Origin of the sequence: Rhodococcus sp. MTM3W5.2 (assembly GCF_001984015.1) — a bacterium.
Lineage (GTDB): Bacteria > Actinomycetota > Actinomycetes > Mycobacteriales > Mycobacteriaceae > Rhodococcus_G > Rhodococcus_G oryzae.
Window position 1 is genome coordinate 4627778 of record NZ_CP019572.1, and the last position, 17165, is coordinate 4644942.

Here is a 17165-nt window from a genome sequence, read left to right on the forward strand (position 1 = left end):
CCTAGCGACCCGTCGCCCACCCGAGCGAGGCACCGAGCAGGGCCCGACTGTGCGGCGCGAACGGCCACGACGGGTCCGCGATGCGTCGCCGAAGGCTCGCCTCGGTCCACCACCCGCCGTCGGCGATCTCCTTGTCCTGGTGCCGGATCGGCCCGTCGTACTCCCCCACGAACGCATGGAGGTGGCACCGCAGCGGTCGGCCGGCCCAGCTCCCGTCCCAGGAGATCCGAGCCAGAGGCGACAGTCCGACGCCGGTGACCCCCAGTTCCTCCCCCAGCTCGCGGCGGGCGGTCTGCTCGGGGCTCTCCCCCGGGTCGACTCCACCGCCCGCGATGCAGTCGTGCAATCCCCCGAACACCTCCTTGTTGTGCGAGCGGCGGTGCACGTAGATCCACCTGCCGTCGAGGGACCTCAGCAGTACCCCCGCGCTGGCCAGCCACAGTCCTTCCGCGAACACCCGCGACCTGGGCGCGGTGCCGATCTCGCGGCCCGCGTCATCGAAGATCGCCAGCACCTCGTCCCTTGACCGCAGTTCGGTGCGCTCACTCATGCGCGGGATCACCGGCCTCACCCGAGGGCCGCGCGAACAGTCGCGCCGCGGCGGCCGCGATCCGCTCTGCCGTGAGCCCGTGCTGGGCCAGCAGGTCCCCGCGCCCGCCGTGATCGATGAAGGCACGTGGGAGGCCGAGTGGCAGAACGGGCGTCGTCACGTCTGCGTCGGCGCAGGCCTCCACGAGAAGTGCCCCCATGCCCCCGGAGCGGGCGGCATCCTCGACCGTGACGACGATGCGGTGACGCGCGGCCAGCTCGATCAGGGCCGGGCTGATCGGGGTGATCCAGCGCGGATCCACCACCGTGACTTCGATCCCGGAGCCGTGCAGGAGTGCGGCGGCGTCGAGGCACGGACCGGCCATCGCTCCGGCGGCGACCAGCAACACCTCCCGCGACGCCGTCCCAGACGAGTACACGATGTCCAGACCGTCCACCCGGGCGATCGCCGGGATATCGATCCCCGCAGTCGCTTTCGGATAGCGGATCACCGTCGGCCCACGATCGTCGGCGATGGCCTCGTCGAGGAGCTCGCGCAGGGAGGCGGGATCCCGCGGCGCCGCGACGCGCAGCCCCGGCACCACGCTCAGGATCCCGGTGTCCCACATGCCGTGGTGGGAGGCGCCGTCGGGACCGGTGATGCCGGCCCGGTCCAGCACGAAGGTGACCGGCTGCCGCTGCAGCGCGACGTCCATCAGCACCTGGTCGAAGGCCCGGTTGAGGAAGGTGGCGTAGAGGCACACCACGGGGTGCAGTCCACCCATCGCCAGGCCCGCGGCCGAGCAGACGGCATGCTGTTCGGCGATTCCCACGTCGAAGACCCGGTCGGGGAACGACCGGGCGAAGGGCCGAGCCCGACCGGGTTCGTCATCGCAGCGGTCACGCAGACCACGTCGGGACGACGCTCGCCGATCCGCACGATCTCGTCGCCGAAAACATCTGTCCACGTTGGCTTCCCCGGCGCCGCGGCGGTACCCGTCGCGGGATCGAGCACCCCGATGCCGTGCATCCGGTCGGCGTCGTCTGATTCCGCAGGCCCGTAGCCCTGCCCTTGGCTGTGACGACGTGCACGAGGACCGGCCGTCCGAGCGAGCAGGCATGGTCGAACGCGGACTCGAGGGCCGCCACGTCGTGGCCGTCGACGGGCCCGATGTAGGCGAGACCGAAGTGCTCGAACACGGTGTTCGCGACCCATCGGGGAGCAGCCGACGGTCCGGTGGCAGAGGCGTCCTCGGGGCGAGTTCTCCGCAGCGCGGCCAGGTGCGCCGCCAGGCCGCCGATCGTGGCGTCATAGGAGCGACCGTTGTCGTTGAGCACCACCACCACGGGCCTGCCCGATCCCGGGACGGACAGGTTGTTGAGTCCTTCCCATGCGAGGCCGCCGGTCATCCCGCCGTCCCCGATCACCGCGACGACCCGGCGCCCCTCCTCGCCCCGCAGCTGGAAGGCCTTGGCCAGTCCATCGGCGTAGGAGAGCGCGGTCGAGGCGTGGGAGTTCTCCACAGTGTCGTGCGCCGATTCACCCCTGCTCGGATAGCCCGACAGTCCGCCCTCCTGGCGCAGCCCGCCGAAGTCGGCACCGCGGCCGGTCAGGATCTTGTGGACATAGGTCTGGTGTCCGGTGTCGAAGATCAGGACGTCGCGCGGCGAGTCGAAGGCCCGGTGCAGGGCAACGGTCAGCTCGACGACCCCCAGGTTCCCGCCGAGATGCCCGCCGGTGGCGCACACCTTCTGGATCAGGAAGTCCCGGATCTGCGCGCACAGCTCGGCGACCTCATCGGGATCGAGGCCCCGGATATCAGCCGGACCGGTGAGCGTCGCGAGCAACGGCCATGCACCGAGATCACCCGCATCCACCGCGGTGGTCCGAGCTGGCGCCGACACGCCGGCCGACAAGCCGACGACGGCCACCTCAGCGGCCCAGCCTCGAATCCAGGTCTCGTACGAGCACTCCGGACAGAACTGAACTGGTGGTCATCGCAACGCCCCCTGAATCGAAGTGTTCTCACATTTCCTTCAGTACGCATGTGCCCGCTCGCTGCCTGCCCACACCCCCGGCAGGCGGCCGACTCACCCGACGGCCTGGCATGACCCTATTTCAGAGATTCCCCGATTGCACACCTATCGCGTGGGACACGACTGCTCTGGAAGCACATCCCGGCCCACGAAATCATTTGATCTTCAACATCTTCTGCCGGTTCGGCCTGGTCCCGACGCGCTCGATGCAGCAAAATCGAGACCATGACCGAACCCGAGATCGTCATCGAGACCACCATCGCGGCCGTGCCGGAACGCGTGTGGCGGGCGTTGCGCGATCCCGCACTCATCCGGCGCTGGCACGGCTGGGAATACGAAGTTCCCGGCGGGCTCGACGACGAGATCCGTGAGATCTACATCGACGGCGCCGACGCGGATGCCGAGGCGCTGACGCTGACGTTCCAGGGCGGCGACCGGTTCACCCTGAGGCCCGCCGCCGAGGGCACCGTCGTACGGATCACCCGACCCGCCAAGGGTTCCCACCCGGAGTGGGACGACTGGTACGAGGACGTCACCGAGGGCTGGACGACGTTCCTCCAGCAACTGAAGTTCGCGCTCGAGCGGCACGATCTCGCCGAACGGCACACCCTGTACCTCGACGGCCCGACCTCGGGGGCCACCGCGATGGAATTGCTGGGCGTGGCGGCGATAACCGGACCGCCCGGATCTGCCTACACCGCCCTCGTCGCGACCGGTGATGCCCTCAGCGGCACTGTGTGGTTCCGCGCGCCCAAGCAGCTCGGGCTGACCGTGGACGCCCTCGGCCCTGGACTCCTGATCCTCGCGATCCAGCCGCAGAACGAGCAGCGCCCCGGCGGCGGCGCCCAGATCATCCTGAGCGGCTACGGCCGGGGCGCCGAGGAGTTCGAGTCTCTCGCTGACCGGTGGACCCACTGGTGGGAGACCAGGGAGAGTCCCGGGACCTGCTGCTAGCTCATCACCATGCCCATGCTCGGCATCCAGATGGTGCTCTTGACGACGTCCTCCGGCTTCGGGCCGACCTTGTGCCAGAGCGAGCCGTAGACCGCGCCGACGACCATGCCCTTGCCGACGTTCAGCGGTGCGGTCGAGATGACGGTGGGGACGACCTTGTTGTTCTGATCGAGCCGGGTGATGCCGCTCGTTCCGTTGGCAAGGCTGTACCAGACGACGTTCAGTTCGGCGCCCGTCTGATTGTCGGCGATGCTCCCCGGTCCGCCGAAGAAGCCGAAGCGGAACTCGTTGTTCATGTTGGTGGCCACCCCCGAGCCGTAGAGCTGGCCGAGGACCTCGCCGCCCTGTCCGGTGTCGGAGTACGCGGGCACCGGGAAGATCTGCCCTGGCAGGGTGAGGACGGGCTTGCCGAGACCCTTCGCCACGTCCTGTGGCGAGGCGATCAGCCGCTCGATCGCCGCCTCCGCGTCGGCGTTGCCCGCGGCGGCGGCGCGCAGCCCGGAGGCGGCCGCGCCGGGGTCGGCGGGCTGGGCGGCGGGTGCGGCGGCGGCCGTCCCGGTGAAGAGAGCGGTCGCGGCTGCTGCGGACGTGAGGGCCACGGCAATCCGGCGGCGGACGGTGAATCGCTGCTTCATTGAGGCTCCTTTTACCGAAGGGTTAGCTATCAAAAGCATCGGAACCGGTCTGTTTCCGTTACAGCGACTACGCTGCGGCTCATGGTCGAAATTCCAGCCGACGGCCTGAATGCCCTGCTCAGCGACGTCCACGAACGGCTCAGCGAGGTCGTCACGTCGCCCGAGAAACTGCGCGATCTACTCCGCGCGACCCTCGTGGTGGGGGCGGGGCTCGAACTCGACCCCACCCTGCAGCGGATCGTGCAGGCGGCCACCCAGCTCCTCGGCGCCCGGTACGGCGCACTCGGGGTCCGGGCACCCGGCGGCGGGCTGTCGGAGTTCGTCTACGAGGGGATCGACGCGGGAGAACGAGCGACGATGGGACACCTGCCCGAGGGCCGTGGGCTGCTCGGACTGCTCATCGACGACCCCCGGCCCGTTCGCATCCGCGAACTCGACCGGCACGCGGCCTCGGTCGGGTTCCCGCCGAACCACCCGCCGATGAGCAGCTTCCTCGGCGTCCCGATCATCGTCCGGGGCCGGGCGTTCGGCAGCATCTACCTCACCGAGAAGCGGGACGCGCCTGAGTTCACCGACGAGGACGAAGTGATCCTCACCGTGCTCGCCGAGTCCGCCGCGCTCGCCGTCGACAACGCGCGGTTGTTCGAGGAGTCCCGTACCAGGGAACGCTGGCTGCGCGCGGTGGCGGCGATCAACTCGAGCCTGCTGATCGGCGGGTCCGTCCCGGAGACCCTCGACCTGCTGGTGCGCCGGGTCCGGGAGCTGACCTCGGCGGAGGCGGTCACACTGCTCGATGCCTCGTCCGGCACCGCGATCGTCGCGGCCACCACCGACCACCGGCGCGGCGACGCGGTGGCCGAGCTCGCAGGCACGCCGGTCGAGGAGGCGCTCCGGACCGGCCGGGCCCAGCTCGCCGAGCCCGCCTCGGGTGCGGGCCCGGCTGCGGCCCTCCCCGTGTCCGGGCCGCAGCACATCCAGGGCGCGCTGGTGGTGACCCTGAGAACGGGCGCCGACGCCTGGGAGGCCGACGAGCTCAGCAGGCTGGCCTCGATGGCGGATCTGGCGGCGGTCGCGCTGGAGTTCGCGCACCGGCAACGTCAGCAGCGACTGCTCGACGTCCTCGCCGACCGCGACCGCATCGCCAGGGACCTGCACGACAACGTCATCCAGCGCCTGTTCGCCACCGGCATGAGCCTGCAGAGCATCGCCTTGCCCGCGCCCGATGGCGAGGTGCTGGCCAGGTCCGTCGAGCAGCTCGACCGGACCGTGCGGGAGATCCGCACCACCATCTTCGACCTACAGACCGGCGACACCGCCGCCCCTGCGAGTCTGCGCAGGCGGCTGCTCGACGTGATCGGCGAGGTCACCCCGCAGTCCGCGATCACCCCCACGGTCCAGTTCTCGGGGCCGATCGACACCCTGGTCCCGGCGCCGGTCCACCCGCACGCCGAGGCGGTGTTACGGGAGGGACTGAGCAACGCCAGGCGACATGCGAGCGCCTCATCGATAGCCGTATCCATCACCGCCGCAAAAGAATTCACGATCGCGATCACCGATGACGGGATCGGCATGTCCGGCGACGAGCCACGAAGCGGACTGGCCAACCTGGACCGTCGCGCGGCCACGTGCGCCGGTCGGTGTGAGGTGACCGCGGCCGTCGGCGGCGGAACCGTCCTGACCTGGCGGGTACCGATGGGCGTGCCCGGCTAGCGGTCCCGTCCCGGCCTGCCCCGCAGCTCGGTGGCCAGCACCGCGGCCTGGGTCCGGCGCTGCATGCCGAGCTTCGCGAGAATCCTTGACACGTAGTTCTTCACCGTCTTCTCGGCCAGGAACAGGCGCCCCCCGATCTCCCGGTTCGTCAGCCCCTCACCGATGAGCTCGAACACGGCCCGCTCCTGCTCCGACAGCCCGGACACCGCGGCGCCCTGATCGCGTTGCGCGCGGATCCGGCCCAGCACCGCCGCGGTGGCGTCGGCGTCGATCAGGGAGCCGCCTGCGCCGACCGTCCGGATGGCCGCGACCAGGTCCGTGCCGAGGATCTGCTTGAGCAGGTACCCCGAGGCACCCGCCATCACCGCGTCGAACAGCGCCTCGTCGTCCGAGTAGGAGGTGAGCATCAGGCAGCGCAGGTCCGGCTGCGCCGAGCGCAGGTCCCGGCACAGCTCGACGCCACTGCCGTCGGGCAACCGGACGTCGAGGACCGCGACGTCGACCTCCGCCTTCGGCACCGCCACCAGCGCCTCACCCACCGAGGCCGCCTCGCCGACGACGGTGAAGTCTGGGACGCCCGCGAGCAGGTCCACCAGACCGCGGCGGACGATCTCGTGGTCGTCGACCAGGAAGATCCGCATGCTCATGGCATCGATCCCAGCACATCGGGGACCTTCGGCCCTAGCCCGGTCCGCCCGGCCCCGGGAATCCTTGACGCGGACCACCGGCACTGCGAATGGGGATCGACCGTGACCCGCGAACTGACCGAGCTCGAATTGCTGCACGAACTGGAGGCCGTGGCCGAGGAGAACGTGCATCGACACCTGTCGATGACCAAGGACTGGCACCCGCACGACTACGTGCCGTGGGACGACGGGCGGAACTTCGCCGCGCTCGGCGGGATCGACTGGGACCCCGGCCAGTCCACCCTCAGCGACACCGCCAAGGCGGCGATGATCACGAACCTGCTCACCGAGGACAACCTGCCCTCGTACCACCGCGAGATCGCCGAGCACTTCTCCCTCGACGGGGCATGGGGCACCTGGGTGGGCCGGTGGACGGCGGAGGAGAACAAGCACTCGATCGTCATGCGGGACTATCTGGTGGTCACCAGGGGCGTCGACCCGGTGGCGCTGGAGAACGCCAGGATGACGCACATGACCAACGGATTCGCGCCGGGCGGGAACGCAGGACTGCTCGATTCGGTCTCGTACGTGACGTTCCAGGAACTGGCGACCCGGGTCTCGCATCGCAACACCGGCAAGGCCTGCGGTGACCCGATCGCGGACCGCATGCTCGCCCGCGTCGCGGCCGACGAGAACCTGCACATGATGTTCTATCGCAACATCTGCGGGGCGGCCCTCGATGTGTCCCCGATCAGACCATCCGGGCGATCACCAAGGTGCTGACCAACTTCCGGATGCCGGGATCCGGCATGCCAGGCTTCCGCCGCAACGCGGTGCTGATCGCGAAGGGCGGCATCTACGACCTCCGCCAGCACCTCGACGACGTGGTCATGCCCGTGCTCCGAACCTGGAAGATCTTCGAGCGCAACGACTTCACCGCGGAGGGCGAGGAACAGCGCGAACGGCTGGAGCGGTTCCTGATCGGCCTGCAGGCCGATGCGGAACGATTCGAGGATGCCCGCGATCGTGCGCTCGCGCGCGCGGCTGCCCGCGACGAGGAGAAGGTGTCCGTGCGATGAGCGAGACGTCGGCGATGTTCGATGCGGTCCTGGAGATGGCGGCGGCCGCCAAGCGGGGCAACGTCATGCGGTGGACGGAGGCGAAGACCACCCAGCACCAGTCGGAGGGTCTCGCATTCATGAACTCGGTGCTGCTCGGCGTGCTCATCGAGAACGATGCCGTCCGCCGCGGGGTGCACCCGGCCGACGCGTGGGCCCAGCTGCGCGCGGGCGGTCTGGCGGACTTCGGCTGAAGCCCCGACCGCCCGCGGCCCCGACTAGGCCTTGTCCGTCGGGCGGACGATGAGCACCGGGCAGTCCGCGGTACGCATCAGCGCGTTGCTGGTCGAGCCGAGCAGCATGCCCTTGAAACCACCTCGGCCGTGGCTGCCGACCACCAGCAACTGCGCGCGCTCGGCGTACTCGCTGAGCACCCGCACCGGGCGATCCCTTGCCACGACCCGCTGCACGGAGACGTCGGGGTAGCGCTCGGTCCAGCCGGCGAGCCGCTCGGACAGCACCGCCTCCTCGAACGACTGGATCCCGCTCCAATGCGGGTCGTCGGCGGTAGCGCCAAGCGAGGGCTGGACCGACACGTCGCTCCAGACGTGCACCGCGACCAGCGTGGCGTGCCGGGTCGCGGCCTCCTCGAACGCCACCGCGACGGCCGCCTCACTCACCGCCGAGCCGTCGACCCCGACGACGACGGGACCCTCGGTCGGCGGCCTGCCGTCGAGGGTGCGGCCGCGGACGACCGCGACCGGGGCCGTCGAGTGCGAGGACACCGCGACGGTGACCGATCCCATCAGCGCTCCGGTGAACTCCCCGAGACCACGCGACCCGAGCACGATCATGGTCGCGCCGTCCGAATACTGCAGCAGCGTGTCCGCGATCTGCCCCTCGTGCAGCTTCGTGCTGATGTCGACAGGCGCGAGGCCGTCCACGGCCTGCGCGGCGAGCACCGCCGCGGAGTCCAGGTGGGCGCGGCCCGCGTTCATGAGGTCGTCGCCGTAGCCCCTGGCGAGGTACGGCTCGGAGTAGTAGTACGCAGGGACGTGCACCACCGACACGAGGACCAGCGGCGTCTTCCTCATCGCCGCGGTGCGTGCCGCCCACGCCACCGCCGCCGTCGAGGATTCCGATCCGTCCACACCCACCACGATGGGCTTTCCTGCGCTCATGGTTCTCCCTTCACGATCACGATTGGTCTGCCCGGACCATTGTCCTGAATTTGCCTGCGCGCTGTCAGGGTCGAAGGTCACTCTTGCGGACCGATCGGTGTTGCGCTGGTCACCCGACCGCCGGGATCACGATCTCCTGGACCGCCCACTTGTTCCCGTCGGGATCGCTGAAGTACACGAAGTTGCCCCACGGCTGACGGTCGATCGGGCTGATGTCGATGCCTCGGCTCTTGAACTCGCGCTCGGCTTCCTCGATGTCCTTGACCACCACCTGCATACCGACAACCGAGCCGGGCTCGGCATCGGTCACGCCCTTGCCGATACAGATCGAGCAGGCCGACCCGGGCGGCGTGAGCTGGACGAAGCGGAGGTCCTCGTTGACAGTGTGGTCGTGGTCCGCGTTGAAACCGAGCCGGACGTAGAACTCCTTGGCGCGGTCGATGTCGGTGACGGGGATCGCGACCAGTTCGAGCTTGATGTCCATGACCTGTCCTTCGTTTCGAATTGACTGAGCGACCCATCGAGTGTTGCGCGAATCGCGGTCAGGAACGGTCCTCATTCGTTTTCGACCCGGAAGGTTTCGCAAATGTTCAGTGGTGACCGCGCGCGGCGTCCGATTGCGGCATCGGCGGTGGCACCGGCTGCTGACCCGGTTCGACCACCACGAACTGCCCCATCAGCCCGTTGTCCTCGTGCCGGAGCAGGTGGCAGTGGAACATGTACGGGGTCGACGGGTCGGAGAAGTCGGTGAACCGCATCAGCAGTCGCAGGGTCCGTCCTGGCGGCAGATAGACGGTGTCCTTCGGCCCGGTCAGCGCGGGATCGTCCGTGTCCAGGACCTGGAACTGCACGTCATGGACGTGAAAGTTGTGCACTCCCCCGCTCACGTTGCGCACCTCCCAGACCTCCGTCGTACCGATTGTGACCACCTCGTCGATCCGCCCCATGTCCATCGACTTCCCGTTGATCTGCGTCGAGCTGGTCAGGTCGAACTTTCGGGTCACGCTCGGCACTCCCAGATCATCTTGCGCGGCAAGCGAACTCGGGACGATGGCAGTCGACTCGAGCCGGTCGGCCGCGCGCAGTTGCAAGATGTCCATGGTGTCCGACCCGCCTGCGAACCGGGTGCCCCAGAAGTCGGCACCGAGGTCGGGCGGCGTACTGCGCAACACTGGCGAGGTGCCCGCCGGAACGGCGACCACGATCTCCGCTCGTTCACCGGGCGAGAGCTGAAGGCTGGTCATCTCAACGGGTTTCGGCAACAGACCGCCGTCGGTGCCGATGAGCGAGAACCCGAGACCGGTGTCGAACCCGAACCGGTACACCCGCGCGTTGGACGCATTGAGCAACCGCAGCCGCACCCGCTCGGTGGTGACGTCGAGGTAGGGCCCCGGGGTGCCGTTGACGAGCACCTCGTCGCCGAGCACCCCGGTGTCGCTGAACATCGCCGCGCCGTCGTCCAGGCGGTCCCCGTCGAACTTCTTGTCCTGCACGATCACCGGGACGTCGTCGATGCCGTATCGGTCCGGAAGCATGGGCCCGGCAGGGTCGTCGACGAGGAACATGCCCGCGACACCGCGGTAGACGTGCTCGGCGGTCGCCCCGTGCAGGTGCGGGTGGTACCAGAGCGTGGCCGCAGGCTGATCGACCGTCCAGTGCGGCGACCAGGTGGTGCCGGGATCGACCATCTGATGCGGCCCGCCGTCCATGGCCGCGGGCAGGTGCATGCCGTGCCAGTGCAGCGTGCTGGCCTCGTCCAGGCCGTTTCGCACGTTCATCCGGACCCGCTCGCCGCGCTCCGCGCGCACCGTCGGGCCGAGGTAGGAGCCGTTCACGCCCCAGGTCTCGGTGCCGGGACCGTGCCCGAGGTCGGTGGTGCCACTGCGCAGTTCGAGGTCGAATTCCCTGGTCCCGTCCGGGGCAATCGTGGACGCGGCGAGTGGCGGGATCGCCAGCGGGCGATCGAAGCGCACCTGACCGGCGGTGTCCACCCTGGCGCTCTGCCACGCATAGACGACACCGCCCGCCACGACGCCGATCACGATGGCGACGGCGGCGAACAGACCACCGATCACCCGCAGCCACCGAACGCGTGTTTTATCCATGCCCCCGATGCTCGCCGGTCGGCCACGCCGCCACATCCAGGAAGCCACCCAGATTCGCACCCCGAGAAACCCCGAGTGGCGCCGGCGTCAGCCCCGCTCGGCGTCGCCGAGGTAGTCGGTCAAGCGCCCAGCCCGGCGACCCGCCAGGACCGCCGTGCCCCGGATCGCCGCGAACCAGGCGAACAGCGACACCACGCTCGCCGACACCACGAACCCGACCCGTCCGTCCGCGGTCAGCACCGCCCCGACGTCGAACGGGGGCAGCAGGTGGAACATCAGCAGGGGCACCGCGAGGACCACCACGATCGCGGCCGGGAACACCCCGTACGGCAGCACCACCAGGATCAGCCAGCGCGCCACGACCGACCGGAACCGGCGCCGGTTCGCCCATCGCCACCTCAGTGGACGCTGGTGATAGGGGAAGACGACGCCGACCCAGCCGGACAGCGCGAGCGGGCCGAGCGGGATCACGCACAGCCCGACCATCATCAGCGCGGCCAGCGTCATGTCGTGTTCGACGACCCCGAGTGCGAGGGCGACCGCAGTGCAGGCCGGTGCGACCATCAGCCACAGCACGATGGTCTTGGCCCGCAGCAACCGTTCGATCGCGGCGCCGTCGGACAGCACGATCATTGCGTCGGCCGGGTCCTGTCCCAGCACATTGGTCGCGGACACGTCCGCGTACATCCACCCGGCCATCGCGATCGGGAATCCCCACGCGCCGGTGAAGTCGAACAGCCAGCTGCGCGGGATGAGGAACCAGGCGACGCAGACGAGCGCCGCATTACCCAGCACCGTCATCGGCACCTGTGCGGGCCACCGCCACGCTCGCACCCACTCCGAACGGACGGCCGCGACCATCGTGTGGCGCATCCCCCGACAATAGGCACCAGGTCCCGGTGTTCGCAGCTCAGCCGACATCCCTCCGACACCGCAGCATCGCAGCGCGGTGACGGTGGGTGGCCTGCGCCTCGCTCAGTGCGCTGTCGTCTGCCAGGTCTCGGTTTGCTGATTCGCGATGCCGACGAGTCGGTCGAGCCCGAAGTTGATGTCGAGCAGGTGCGTGTCGAACAGGGGTAGCTCGTTGATCGCCTCCGGAACGGTCATCTCGAGACGGTAGCGGTGGAAGCCGTTCGTCTCGACGCATTGCCCGACGCCGCGGCCCTTGCTCGTCGTCCACGTGGATGCCGAGGTGGGCAGCCCCTCGGGCAGCTTCGTGTAGTCCATCAGGACCGCGATGATCCCGAACGAGTAGGGCGCGCTCGGCACCGTCGCACCGACGGGGCGCGCATCTCCGCTCAGCACTGCGGGATCCGTGCACGCGACCTGGAACCCAGGTCCGTTGGGCAGCCCGAGTCGCTGCGTCAGCAGGTCATGTGAACTGTTCCCGAACAGCGAGGGCAGCCCGATCAGTTCGGTGGAGTACGCGGTCACGCACCCGGCCTCGCCTCGGCGAGTACACACCGGAATGTTCGCGAAGTCCCCTCCCACGGTGCTCCCCGCGGCGGTGGTGACGTTGCCACCCATCAGGAACGCACCGACCAACTGCTTGCGCAGCTGGGGGTTCGGGTCGACGTGCTCACGGATGAGCTTGCGCAGCATCAGCGTTCCCTGCGAGTGCCCGACGAAGATGACACCGCGACCGTCGTTGTCGTGCGCGAGGTAGTCGTTCCACGCAGCGAGGACATCGCCGTAGCCGACGTCGATCGGTGCATCCAGTCCGGCGAGCGCGACGGGCATCCCCAGCAAGGGCACCTGCCGGTAGACCGGCGCGAACACCCGGCAGACGCTCGAGAAGTGGGCGGCCTGGAATCGCGCGATGGATTGCACCTCTGGCGATGCGACCGGGTCGGCGTTCAACGCCACCTGGTTGCTGACAGTCGGGTACACGTAGAAGCAGTCGACCGGCTTGTCCGATTCCTCGACCGGCGCCGGGTCTGCGACCTCGCCGGTGAGCAGGTCGGTGGTATCCCGCGGAAGGTCGCAGGGGTCCGAGGCAGTGTCCGGATTGCACAGCCACTGCGTGTTGGTACTCGGCGCGGCGACGGCCGGAGCCTGTACGCCGATCGCCAGCACGGGCCCCGCGATCACGGATGCGAGGACAGCACCCAGCCACACTCGCCGTCGTGACTCCGATCGCCTTGGCCGCCGGATGCCGGGCCGAGATTGCCGAGCCTTCATTGATACCCCCTCGATGTGGTCTGCCGCACAGTGAGTGGGCAGCGATTGTCCAGGCGTTTCTCGATCGGTCGAGTCCCCGACAGGCCTGGCATCCGGGACTCGTGGTGTGGCGCCGGCCAGGTCTTGGCGTCCAGCGCGATCGATCCGACATCGACTGTCTTGCAGCCTTGTTGAGCGGGGACTCCAGCGAACCGGTCCCGCAGCCACAGGATCACGCTCGGGACGGCGGCCACCTCCAGGCTGAGGTGTTCGCCGTCGGCAACGCTGAGGGCGTCATGGTGCTCCTGGTTCGCTCGGGCGCTGGAGACGGTGCTGCGCGTGCCGTTCTGCGTGACGGCCCATGGGATGTGCGTCACATTCTCGGACGATTAGAGCACGATTGATTGTTCGAAACAAGAGAGCTTTTCCATAAGCGAGAGTGGCCGAGGTAGCCTGTCGGCGTGGCCACGACATCACCAGAGCTGCCGAAGTCGCGCCGGATCCGTGGGCTCGACGCCGAACAGCGCCGGGCCCAACGGCGAGAGCAGATCCTCGATGCGGCACTCGAGTTGTTCGCCACGCGCGGCTACCTGAACACCTCGATCGAGTTGCTGTGTCAGACGGCGTTTGTCAGCACCAAGAGCTTCTACGAGGTGTTCGGCGGGCGTGAGGAGTGCGCACTGGAATTGTTCGAGCGCACGTCCGATCAGCTCCGCGTCCAGCTGGGGGCGGCGATGGCCGAGGCATCCGACGATGCGGCCGCGGCCCACGCCCTGCTGGCTGCCTTCGTCGGCGCGCTCGCCGAGGATCCGCGCCGGGCGCTGGTCACCTTCGGTCTGGCCGGCGCGGACTTCCCCGGATTCGAGAAAGTGCGGCAGCGCAACAGGGGTTGGGCGGCACGGGAACTCGAGGAGTTGTGGCGACGCAACGGCAGAGTGGGCGACCACCAGCGGGTCGCGGTCGCGGTGGTCGGCGGGATCTTTGATGTCATCGGGGGTTGGCTAATCGACGCCGACGTGACGGATACAGCCCTCGCCCGCGAGCTCGTCGACGACCTCGCGGCCTACTACAACGCGGTCGTCCGCGGCCTGGCCCCGAGGGAAGGCGAGTCGATCAACTGACGACGGCCCGGGGGCTGCCGCTGAACCCCCTCGTCGAGGGCGCAGCTCCCGTCGCCGCCTCTCGGCCGACGCGACGGGAGCTGCACGCTCGAGGGATTCAGTCGACGAGCTTGCGGAACTGGTCGATCAACGCGACGCGGCCGGCGGAATCGCCCGCCAGCGGGCTCACGGTCAGCGTGGTGACGCCCGCCTCGGCGAACGCCGCGACCCGCTCCTTGACGTAGCCGGCGGGGCCGATGAGGGAGATCGCGCGCACCAGCTCGTCCGGCACGGCCGCGACGGCCTCCGCCTTCTTGCCGGACAGGTACAGCTCCTGGATCGTCGCGGCCTCGGTCTCGTAGCCGTACCGGCAGGCCAGGTCGTTGTAGAAGTTCTTGCCCTTGGCGCCCATGCCGCCGATGTACAGCGCCAGGCTCGGCTTGACCCACTCCAGCAGGTGGTCGACGTCGTCGCCGATCGCCAGCGCGGGGCCCGCGTAGATCTGCAGCTCGCCCAGGCTGGGGTCGCGCTTGGCCTTGCCCTGCGCGAGGGACTCGCCCCACACGTCGTTCGCGCGCTCGGGATCGAAGAAGATCGGCTGCCAGCCCTCGGCGATCTCGGCGGTCAGCGCGACGTTCTTCGGGCCGAGCGCGGCGATGACGATCGGGATGCGATCGCGCACGGGGTGGTTGATCAGCTTGAGCGGCTTGCCGAGTCCGGTGCCCTTCTCCGCGGGCAGCGGGATCTGGTAGTACTTGCCGTCGTACTGGACCTTCTCGCGCCGCCACACCTGACGGCAGATGTCGACGATCTCGCGGGTCCGGCCGAGCGGGGCGGTGTACGGCACGCCGTGGAAGCCCTCGATCACCTGCGGTCCGGACGCGCCGAGACCGAGCACGAACCGGCCGTCGGAGACGAAATCCAGGCCCGCCGCAGTCATCGCCATCAGCGACGGCGTCCGGGTGTAGATCTGGAAGATTCCCGACGCCAGCTCGATCGTCGAGGTCCTCGCCGCGAGGAAGCCGAGCTGGCTGACCGCGTCGTAGGAGTACGCCTCCGCGATGAACGCGATGTCGAGGCCGGCGCGCTCGAGGTCGGCGACCTCCGCGACGGTCTCGGCGAACCCGCCGCTGTAGGTGATCTGCATTCCGACTCGCACCCGGACACCTCTAATCGACTCGATGTGAATATCACCTCGCACCCTACGCAGTACCGCCGCGAAATCGAATGACAGAACCGACCGGCATTTGTGACCGAAGTTCTACGATCGCGCGGTGGCGAAGAGATCCCGGTTCGACTGGCAGCGCTCGCACGTCATCGTGACGGGCGGCTCGCAGGGCATCGGTGCCGCGGTCGCCCGCGCCGCGCGGGCAAGGGGCGCGGCGGTATCGGTCATCGCCCGCGGCGAGGAGCAACTCCGGGCCACCGCAGAGCCGATCGGCGCGGCCTGGGCCTGCGCCGACGTCACCGATCCGACGGCAATGCAGCGGGCCGTCGACCAGCTCGAGGCGCGCTCCGGTCCCTGCGACGCCCTCGTCGCCTGCGCCGGGACCGCGTTGCCTGGGCGGTTCCTCGAGGTACCCATCGACGAATTCGAGTCGCAGATGCGGCTGAACTACCTGGGCGCGGTGCACGCCGCGCGCGCGGTGCTGCCCGGGATGGTGTCCCGTGGGCGCGGCCACCTCGTGCTGACCAGTTCCACGGCGGGAGTGATCGGAGTAGTCGGCTACACCGGATACGGGCCGAGCAAGGCCGCGGTGCACGAGCTCGCGCACTGCCTGCGCTACGAGGTCGAGCCGGCGGGCGTCACGGTCGCCGTGTTGTATCCCCCGGACACCGACACCCCCGGTTTCGCGGCGGAGAACACCCGCAAACCCCCGGAGACCGCGGCCGTGTCGGGCGCGATCACCCCGGTCTCCGCGGACGTGGTGGCGGCGGCCGTGATCGCCGGAATCGACAAGGGCCGCCACCACATTGCGATCGACCTGCTCACCCGGGTGCTCGTGCGGGCAGGCGGCATCGTCGAACCGATCGTCCGCCCGATCCTGGTCCGCACGATCCGGAGGGCTAGGGAATCAGGATGAACTTGCCGCGCGGATGGGGCCGCTGGAGCTCGGCGTGTGCGCGAGCGGCCTCGGCGAGCGGAAAGGTCTTGGCCACAACGACTTCGAGTTCGCCGCGCGCGGCCGTCTCGATCAGCCCGAGCCGGCCCGCCTCTCGGAGACCGACGCTGTCGGGATTGCCTCCGCCGATCGCGACGAAGCCCTCCCCCTGCGCCCGGCCGAACGAGACGATGGTGACGATCCGCTTGCGGTCGGAGACCAACGCGAGCGAGACGTCAACCGCCTCATCCGTTCCGGCGGTGTCGAAGGCGGCATCGACACCGTTCGGGGCCAGCTCGCGCACCCGGGCCTCCAGCCCGTCCCCGTAGGTCACCGGGATCGCCCCGAGGCCGCGCAGGTAGTCGTGATTGGCCGCCGCCGCGGTTCCGATCACCGTGACGCCCTTGGCGACCGCCAGCTGCACGGCGAGCGAGCCGACGCCGCCCGCTGCCCCGTGGATCAGCAGGGTCTCGCCCTCGATGACCCCGGTCACGACGATCGCCTCCGCGGCGGTGCCGCCGGTCACCAGCAGCCCCGCGGACTGCTCCCAGGTCAGTGCCTGCGGCCGCGGGAACACCGACTCGGCCCCGAGCACGAGCCGCCGGGTGTAGGCGCCCGCGCCCGCATAGGCGATCACCTCGTCGCCCACGGCGATGGGGCCCGCGGGACCGACCGCCGCCGGACCGACCGCGAGCACCACCCCCGACGCCTCGACTCCCGGCCGGATCGGCAGCATGGACGCGTCGGCACCGAAGGCGCCGCTGTAGAGCTTGTGGTCGATGGGATTCACGCCCACCGCGCGCAGCTCGAGAAGCACCTGCCCCGGACCTGGATCGGGCAGCGCCTCCTCGATCACCGTGAGGACCTCGGGTCCTCCGAACGCGTTCGCAACTACGGACTCGGTGGTGGTCATGATCACGGCAACCACCGACAGCGGCGAGTGATTCCCGACACCCGCTTGACCTGAAC

At 69.3% G+C, this 17165-nt stretch carries 15 protein-coding genes and 3 pseudogenes; 6 read left to right on the forward strand and 12 right to left on the reverse strand.

From position 1 onward, the window contains the following. Position 1 precedes the first annotated feature (1 nt). Both BTZ20_RS20965 and BTZ20_RS29940 read right to left on the reverse strand, forming a co-directional pair. Complete coding sequence (locus BTZ20_RS20965) at positions 2 to 550, reverse strand: NUDIX hydrolase (protein ID WP_077043875.1); 549 nt, start codon at positions 548 to 550, stop codon at positions 2 to 4. After that, positions 543 to 2376: pseudogene (locus BTZ20_RS29940) on the reverse strand (1-deoxy-D-xylulose-5-phosphate synthase). Before BTZ20_RS29940 ends, BTZ20_RS20965 begins: the two are co-directional and overlap by 8 nt. A gap of 414 nt (positions 2377 to 2790) precedes the next feature. Between BTZ20_RS29940 and BTZ20_RS20975 the strand changes: the two are divergent. Then, the gene (locus BTZ20_RS20975) at positions 2791 to 3519 is read left to right on the forward strand and encodes an SRPBCC domain-containing protein (protein WP_077042684.1); all 729 of its coding nucleotides are present in this window, start codon (positions 2791 to 2793) and stop codon (positions 3517 to 3519) included. On the opposite strand, the gene BTZ20_RS20980 is transcribed toward BTZ20_RS20975, so the two are convergent. Then, positions 3516 to 4154: a Tat pathway signal protein gene (locus BTZ20_RS20980; protein WP_077042685.1), complete on the reverse strand. Its 639-nt coding sequence runs from the start codon at positions 4152 to 4154 to the stop codon at positions 3516 to 3518. The two genes, BTZ20_RS20975 and BTZ20_RS20980, sit on opposite strands and share 4 nt — an antisense overlap. Positions 4155 to 4235: 81 nt before the next feature. Here BTZ20_RS20980 and BTZ20_RS20985 point away from each other — a divergent pair, with 81 nt between their 5' ends. Continuing rightward, positions 4236 to 5864: a GAF domain-containing protein gene (locus tag BTZ20_RS20985; RefSeq protein WP_077042686.1), complete on the forward strand. Its 1629-nt coding sequence runs from the start codon at positions 4236 to 4238 to the stop codon at positions 5862 to 5864. Here the strand turns inward: BTZ20_RS20985 and BTZ20_RS20990 are convergent. Next, the gene (locus BTZ20_RS20990) at positions 5861 to 6511 is read right to left on the reverse strand and encodes a response regulator (protein ID WP_027500880.1); all 651 of its coding nucleotides are present in this window, start codon (positions 6509 to 6511) and stop codon (positions 5861 to 5863) included. The genes BTZ20_RS20985 and BTZ20_RS20990 overlap by 4 nt on opposite strands. A 102-nt stretch (positions 6512 to 6613) precedes the next feature. Here BTZ20_RS20990 and BTZ20_RS20995 point away from each other — a divergent pair. Together BTZ20_RS20995 and BTZ20_RS21000 are read left to right on the forward strand one after the other, a co-directional pair. Continuing rightward, positions 6614 to 7569: pseudogene (locus tag BTZ20_RS20995) on the forward strand (acyl-ACP desaturase). Further along, positions 7566 to 7802 carry a hypothetical protein gene (locus BTZ20_RS21000; protein WP_027500882.1) on the forward strand — a complete coding sequence of 79 codons (237 nt, stop codon included), beginning with the start codon at positions 7566 to 7568 and terminating at the stop codon, positions 7800 to 7802. Before BTZ20_RS20995 ends, BTZ20_RS21000 begins: the two are co-directional and overlap by 4 nt. A 24-nt stretch (positions 7803 to 7826) precedes the next feature. Here the strand turns inward: BTZ20_RS21000 and BTZ20_RS21005 are convergent, their stop codons facing one another. From BTZ20_RS21005 to BTZ20_RS29945, 6 genes and pseudogenes are all read right to left on the reverse strand, one after another. Then, positions 7827 to 8729 (reverse strand): universal stress protein, encoded by a 903-nt coding sequence (locus tag BTZ20_RS21005; protein ID WP_077042687.1) that lies wholly within the window; start codon positions 8727 to 8729, stop codon positions 7827 to 7829. A gap of 109 nt (positions 8730 to 8838) precedes the next feature. Then, complete coding sequence (locus BTZ20_RS21010; RefSeq protein ID WP_077042688.1) at positions 8839 to 9213, reverse strand: glyoxalase superfamily protein; 375 nt, start codon at positions 9211 to 9213, stop codon at positions 8839 to 8841. A 106-nt stretch (positions 9214 to 9319) separates the two neighbouring features. Further along, positions 9320 to 10834: a multicopper oxidase family protein gene (locus BTZ20_RS21015; protein WP_077042689.1), complete on the reverse strand. Its 1515-nt coding sequence runs from the start codon at positions 10832 to 10834 to the stop codon at positions 9320 to 9322. 87 nt (positions 10835 to 10921) lie between these two features. After that, positions 10922 to 11707 carry a hypothetical protein gene (locus tag BTZ20_RS21020; protein WP_083742774.1) on the reverse strand — a complete coding sequence of 262 codons (786 nt, stop codon included), beginning with the start codon at positions 11705 to 11707 and terminating at the stop codon, positions 10922 to 10924. Positions 11708 to 11809: 102 nt separating this feature from the next. After that, complete coding sequence (locus BTZ20_RS21025; protein WP_223263450.1) at positions 11810 to 12925, reverse strand: DUF3089 domain-containing protein; 1116 nt, start codon at positions 12923 to 12925, stop codon at positions 11810 to 11812. Between the two features lie 86 nt (positions 12926 to 13011). Next, positions 13012 to 13266 (reverse strand): annotated as a pseudogene (locus tag BTZ20_RS29945) (hypothetical protein); the annotation flags it as partial. 189 nt (positions 13267 to 13455) lie between these two features. Here BTZ20_RS29945 and BTZ20_RS21035 point away from each other — a divergent pair. Beyond that, positions 13456 to 14115, forward strand: coding sequence for a TetR/AcrR family transcriptional regulator (locus tag BTZ20_RS21035; protein ID WP_077042692.1), 660 nt, complete (start codon positions 13456 to 13458; stop codon positions 14113 to 14115). A 97-nt stretch (positions 14116 to 14212) separates the two neighbouring features. Here BTZ20_RS21035 and BTZ20_RS21040 read toward each other — a convergent pair whose 3' ends face one another. Beyond that, positions 14213 to 15253, reverse strand: a complete 1041-nt coding sequence (locus tag BTZ20_RS21040; protein ID WP_077042693.1) for an LLM class F420-dependent oxidoreductase — start codon at positions 15251 to 15253, stop codon at positions 14213 to 14215. A 115-nt stretch (positions 15254 to 15368) separates the two neighbouring features. Here BTZ20_RS21040 and BTZ20_RS21045 point away from each other — a divergent pair, with 115 nt between their 5' ends. Next, positions 15369 to 16178, forward strand: coding sequence for an SDR family NAD(P)-dependent oxidoreductase (locus BTZ20_RS21045; protein WP_077042694.1), 810 nt, complete (start codon positions 15369 to 15371; stop codon positions 16176 to 16178). Here BTZ20_RS21045 and BTZ20_RS21050 read toward each other — a convergent pair. Then, positions 16162 to 17109: an NADP-dependent oxidoreductase gene (locus BTZ20_RS21050; RefSeq protein WP_077043877.1), complete on the reverse strand. Its 948-nt coding sequence runs from the start codon at positions 17107 to 17109 to the stop codon at positions 16162 to 16164. The genes BTZ20_RS21045 and BTZ20_RS21050 overlap by 17 nt on opposite strands. Positions 17110 to 17165: the final 56 nt, after the last annotated feature.

Bases quoted from the DNA above. Each gene is read 5' to 3' on its own strand.
- BTZ20_RS20980 (WP_077042685.1), bottom strand. From the start codon at position 4,154: ATGAAGCAGCGATTCACCGTCCGCCGCCGGATTGCCGTGGCCCTCACG.
- BTZ20_RS20985 (WP_077042686.1), top strand. From the start codon at position 4,236: ATGGTCGAAATTCCAGCCGACGGCCTGAATGCCCTGCTCAGCGACGTC.
- BTZ20_RS20975 (WP_077042684.1), top strand. From the start codon at position 2,791: ATGACCGAACCCGAGATCGTCATCGAGACCACCATCGCGGCCGTGCCG.
- BTZ20_RS20965 (WP_077043875.1), bottom strand. From the start codon at position 550: ATGAGTGAGCGCACCGAACTGCGGTCAAGGGACGAGGTGCTGGCGATC.
- BTZ20_RS20990 (WP_027500880.1), bottom strand. From the start codon at position 6,511: ATGAGCATGCGGATCTTCCTGGTCGACGACCACGAGATCGTCCGCCGC.
- BTZ20_RS21015 (WP_077042689.1), bottom strand. From the start codon at position 10,834: ATGGATAAAACACGCGTTCGGTGGCTGCGGGTGATCGGTGGTCTGTTC.
- BTZ20_RS21050 (WP_077043877.1), bottom strand. From the start codon at position 17,109: ATGACCACCACCGAGTCCGTAGTTGCGAACGCGTTCGGAGGACCCGAG.
- BTZ20_RS21005 (WP_077042687.1), bottom strand. From the start codon at position 8,729: ATGAGCGCAGGAAAGCCCATCGTGGTGGGTGTGGACGGATCGGAATCC.
- BTZ20_RS21020 (WP_083742774.1), bottom strand. From the start codon at position 11,707: ATGCGCCACACGATGGTCGCGGCCGTCCGTTCGGAGTGGGTGCGAGCG.
- BTZ20_RS21010 (WP_077042688.1), bottom strand. From the start codon at position 9,213: ATGGACATCAAGCTCGAACTGGTCGCGATCCCCGTCACCGACATCGAC.
- BTZ20_RS21000 (WP_027500882.1), top strand. From the start codon at position 7,566: ATGAGCGAGACGTCGGCGATGTTCGATGCGGTCCTGGAGATGGCGGCG.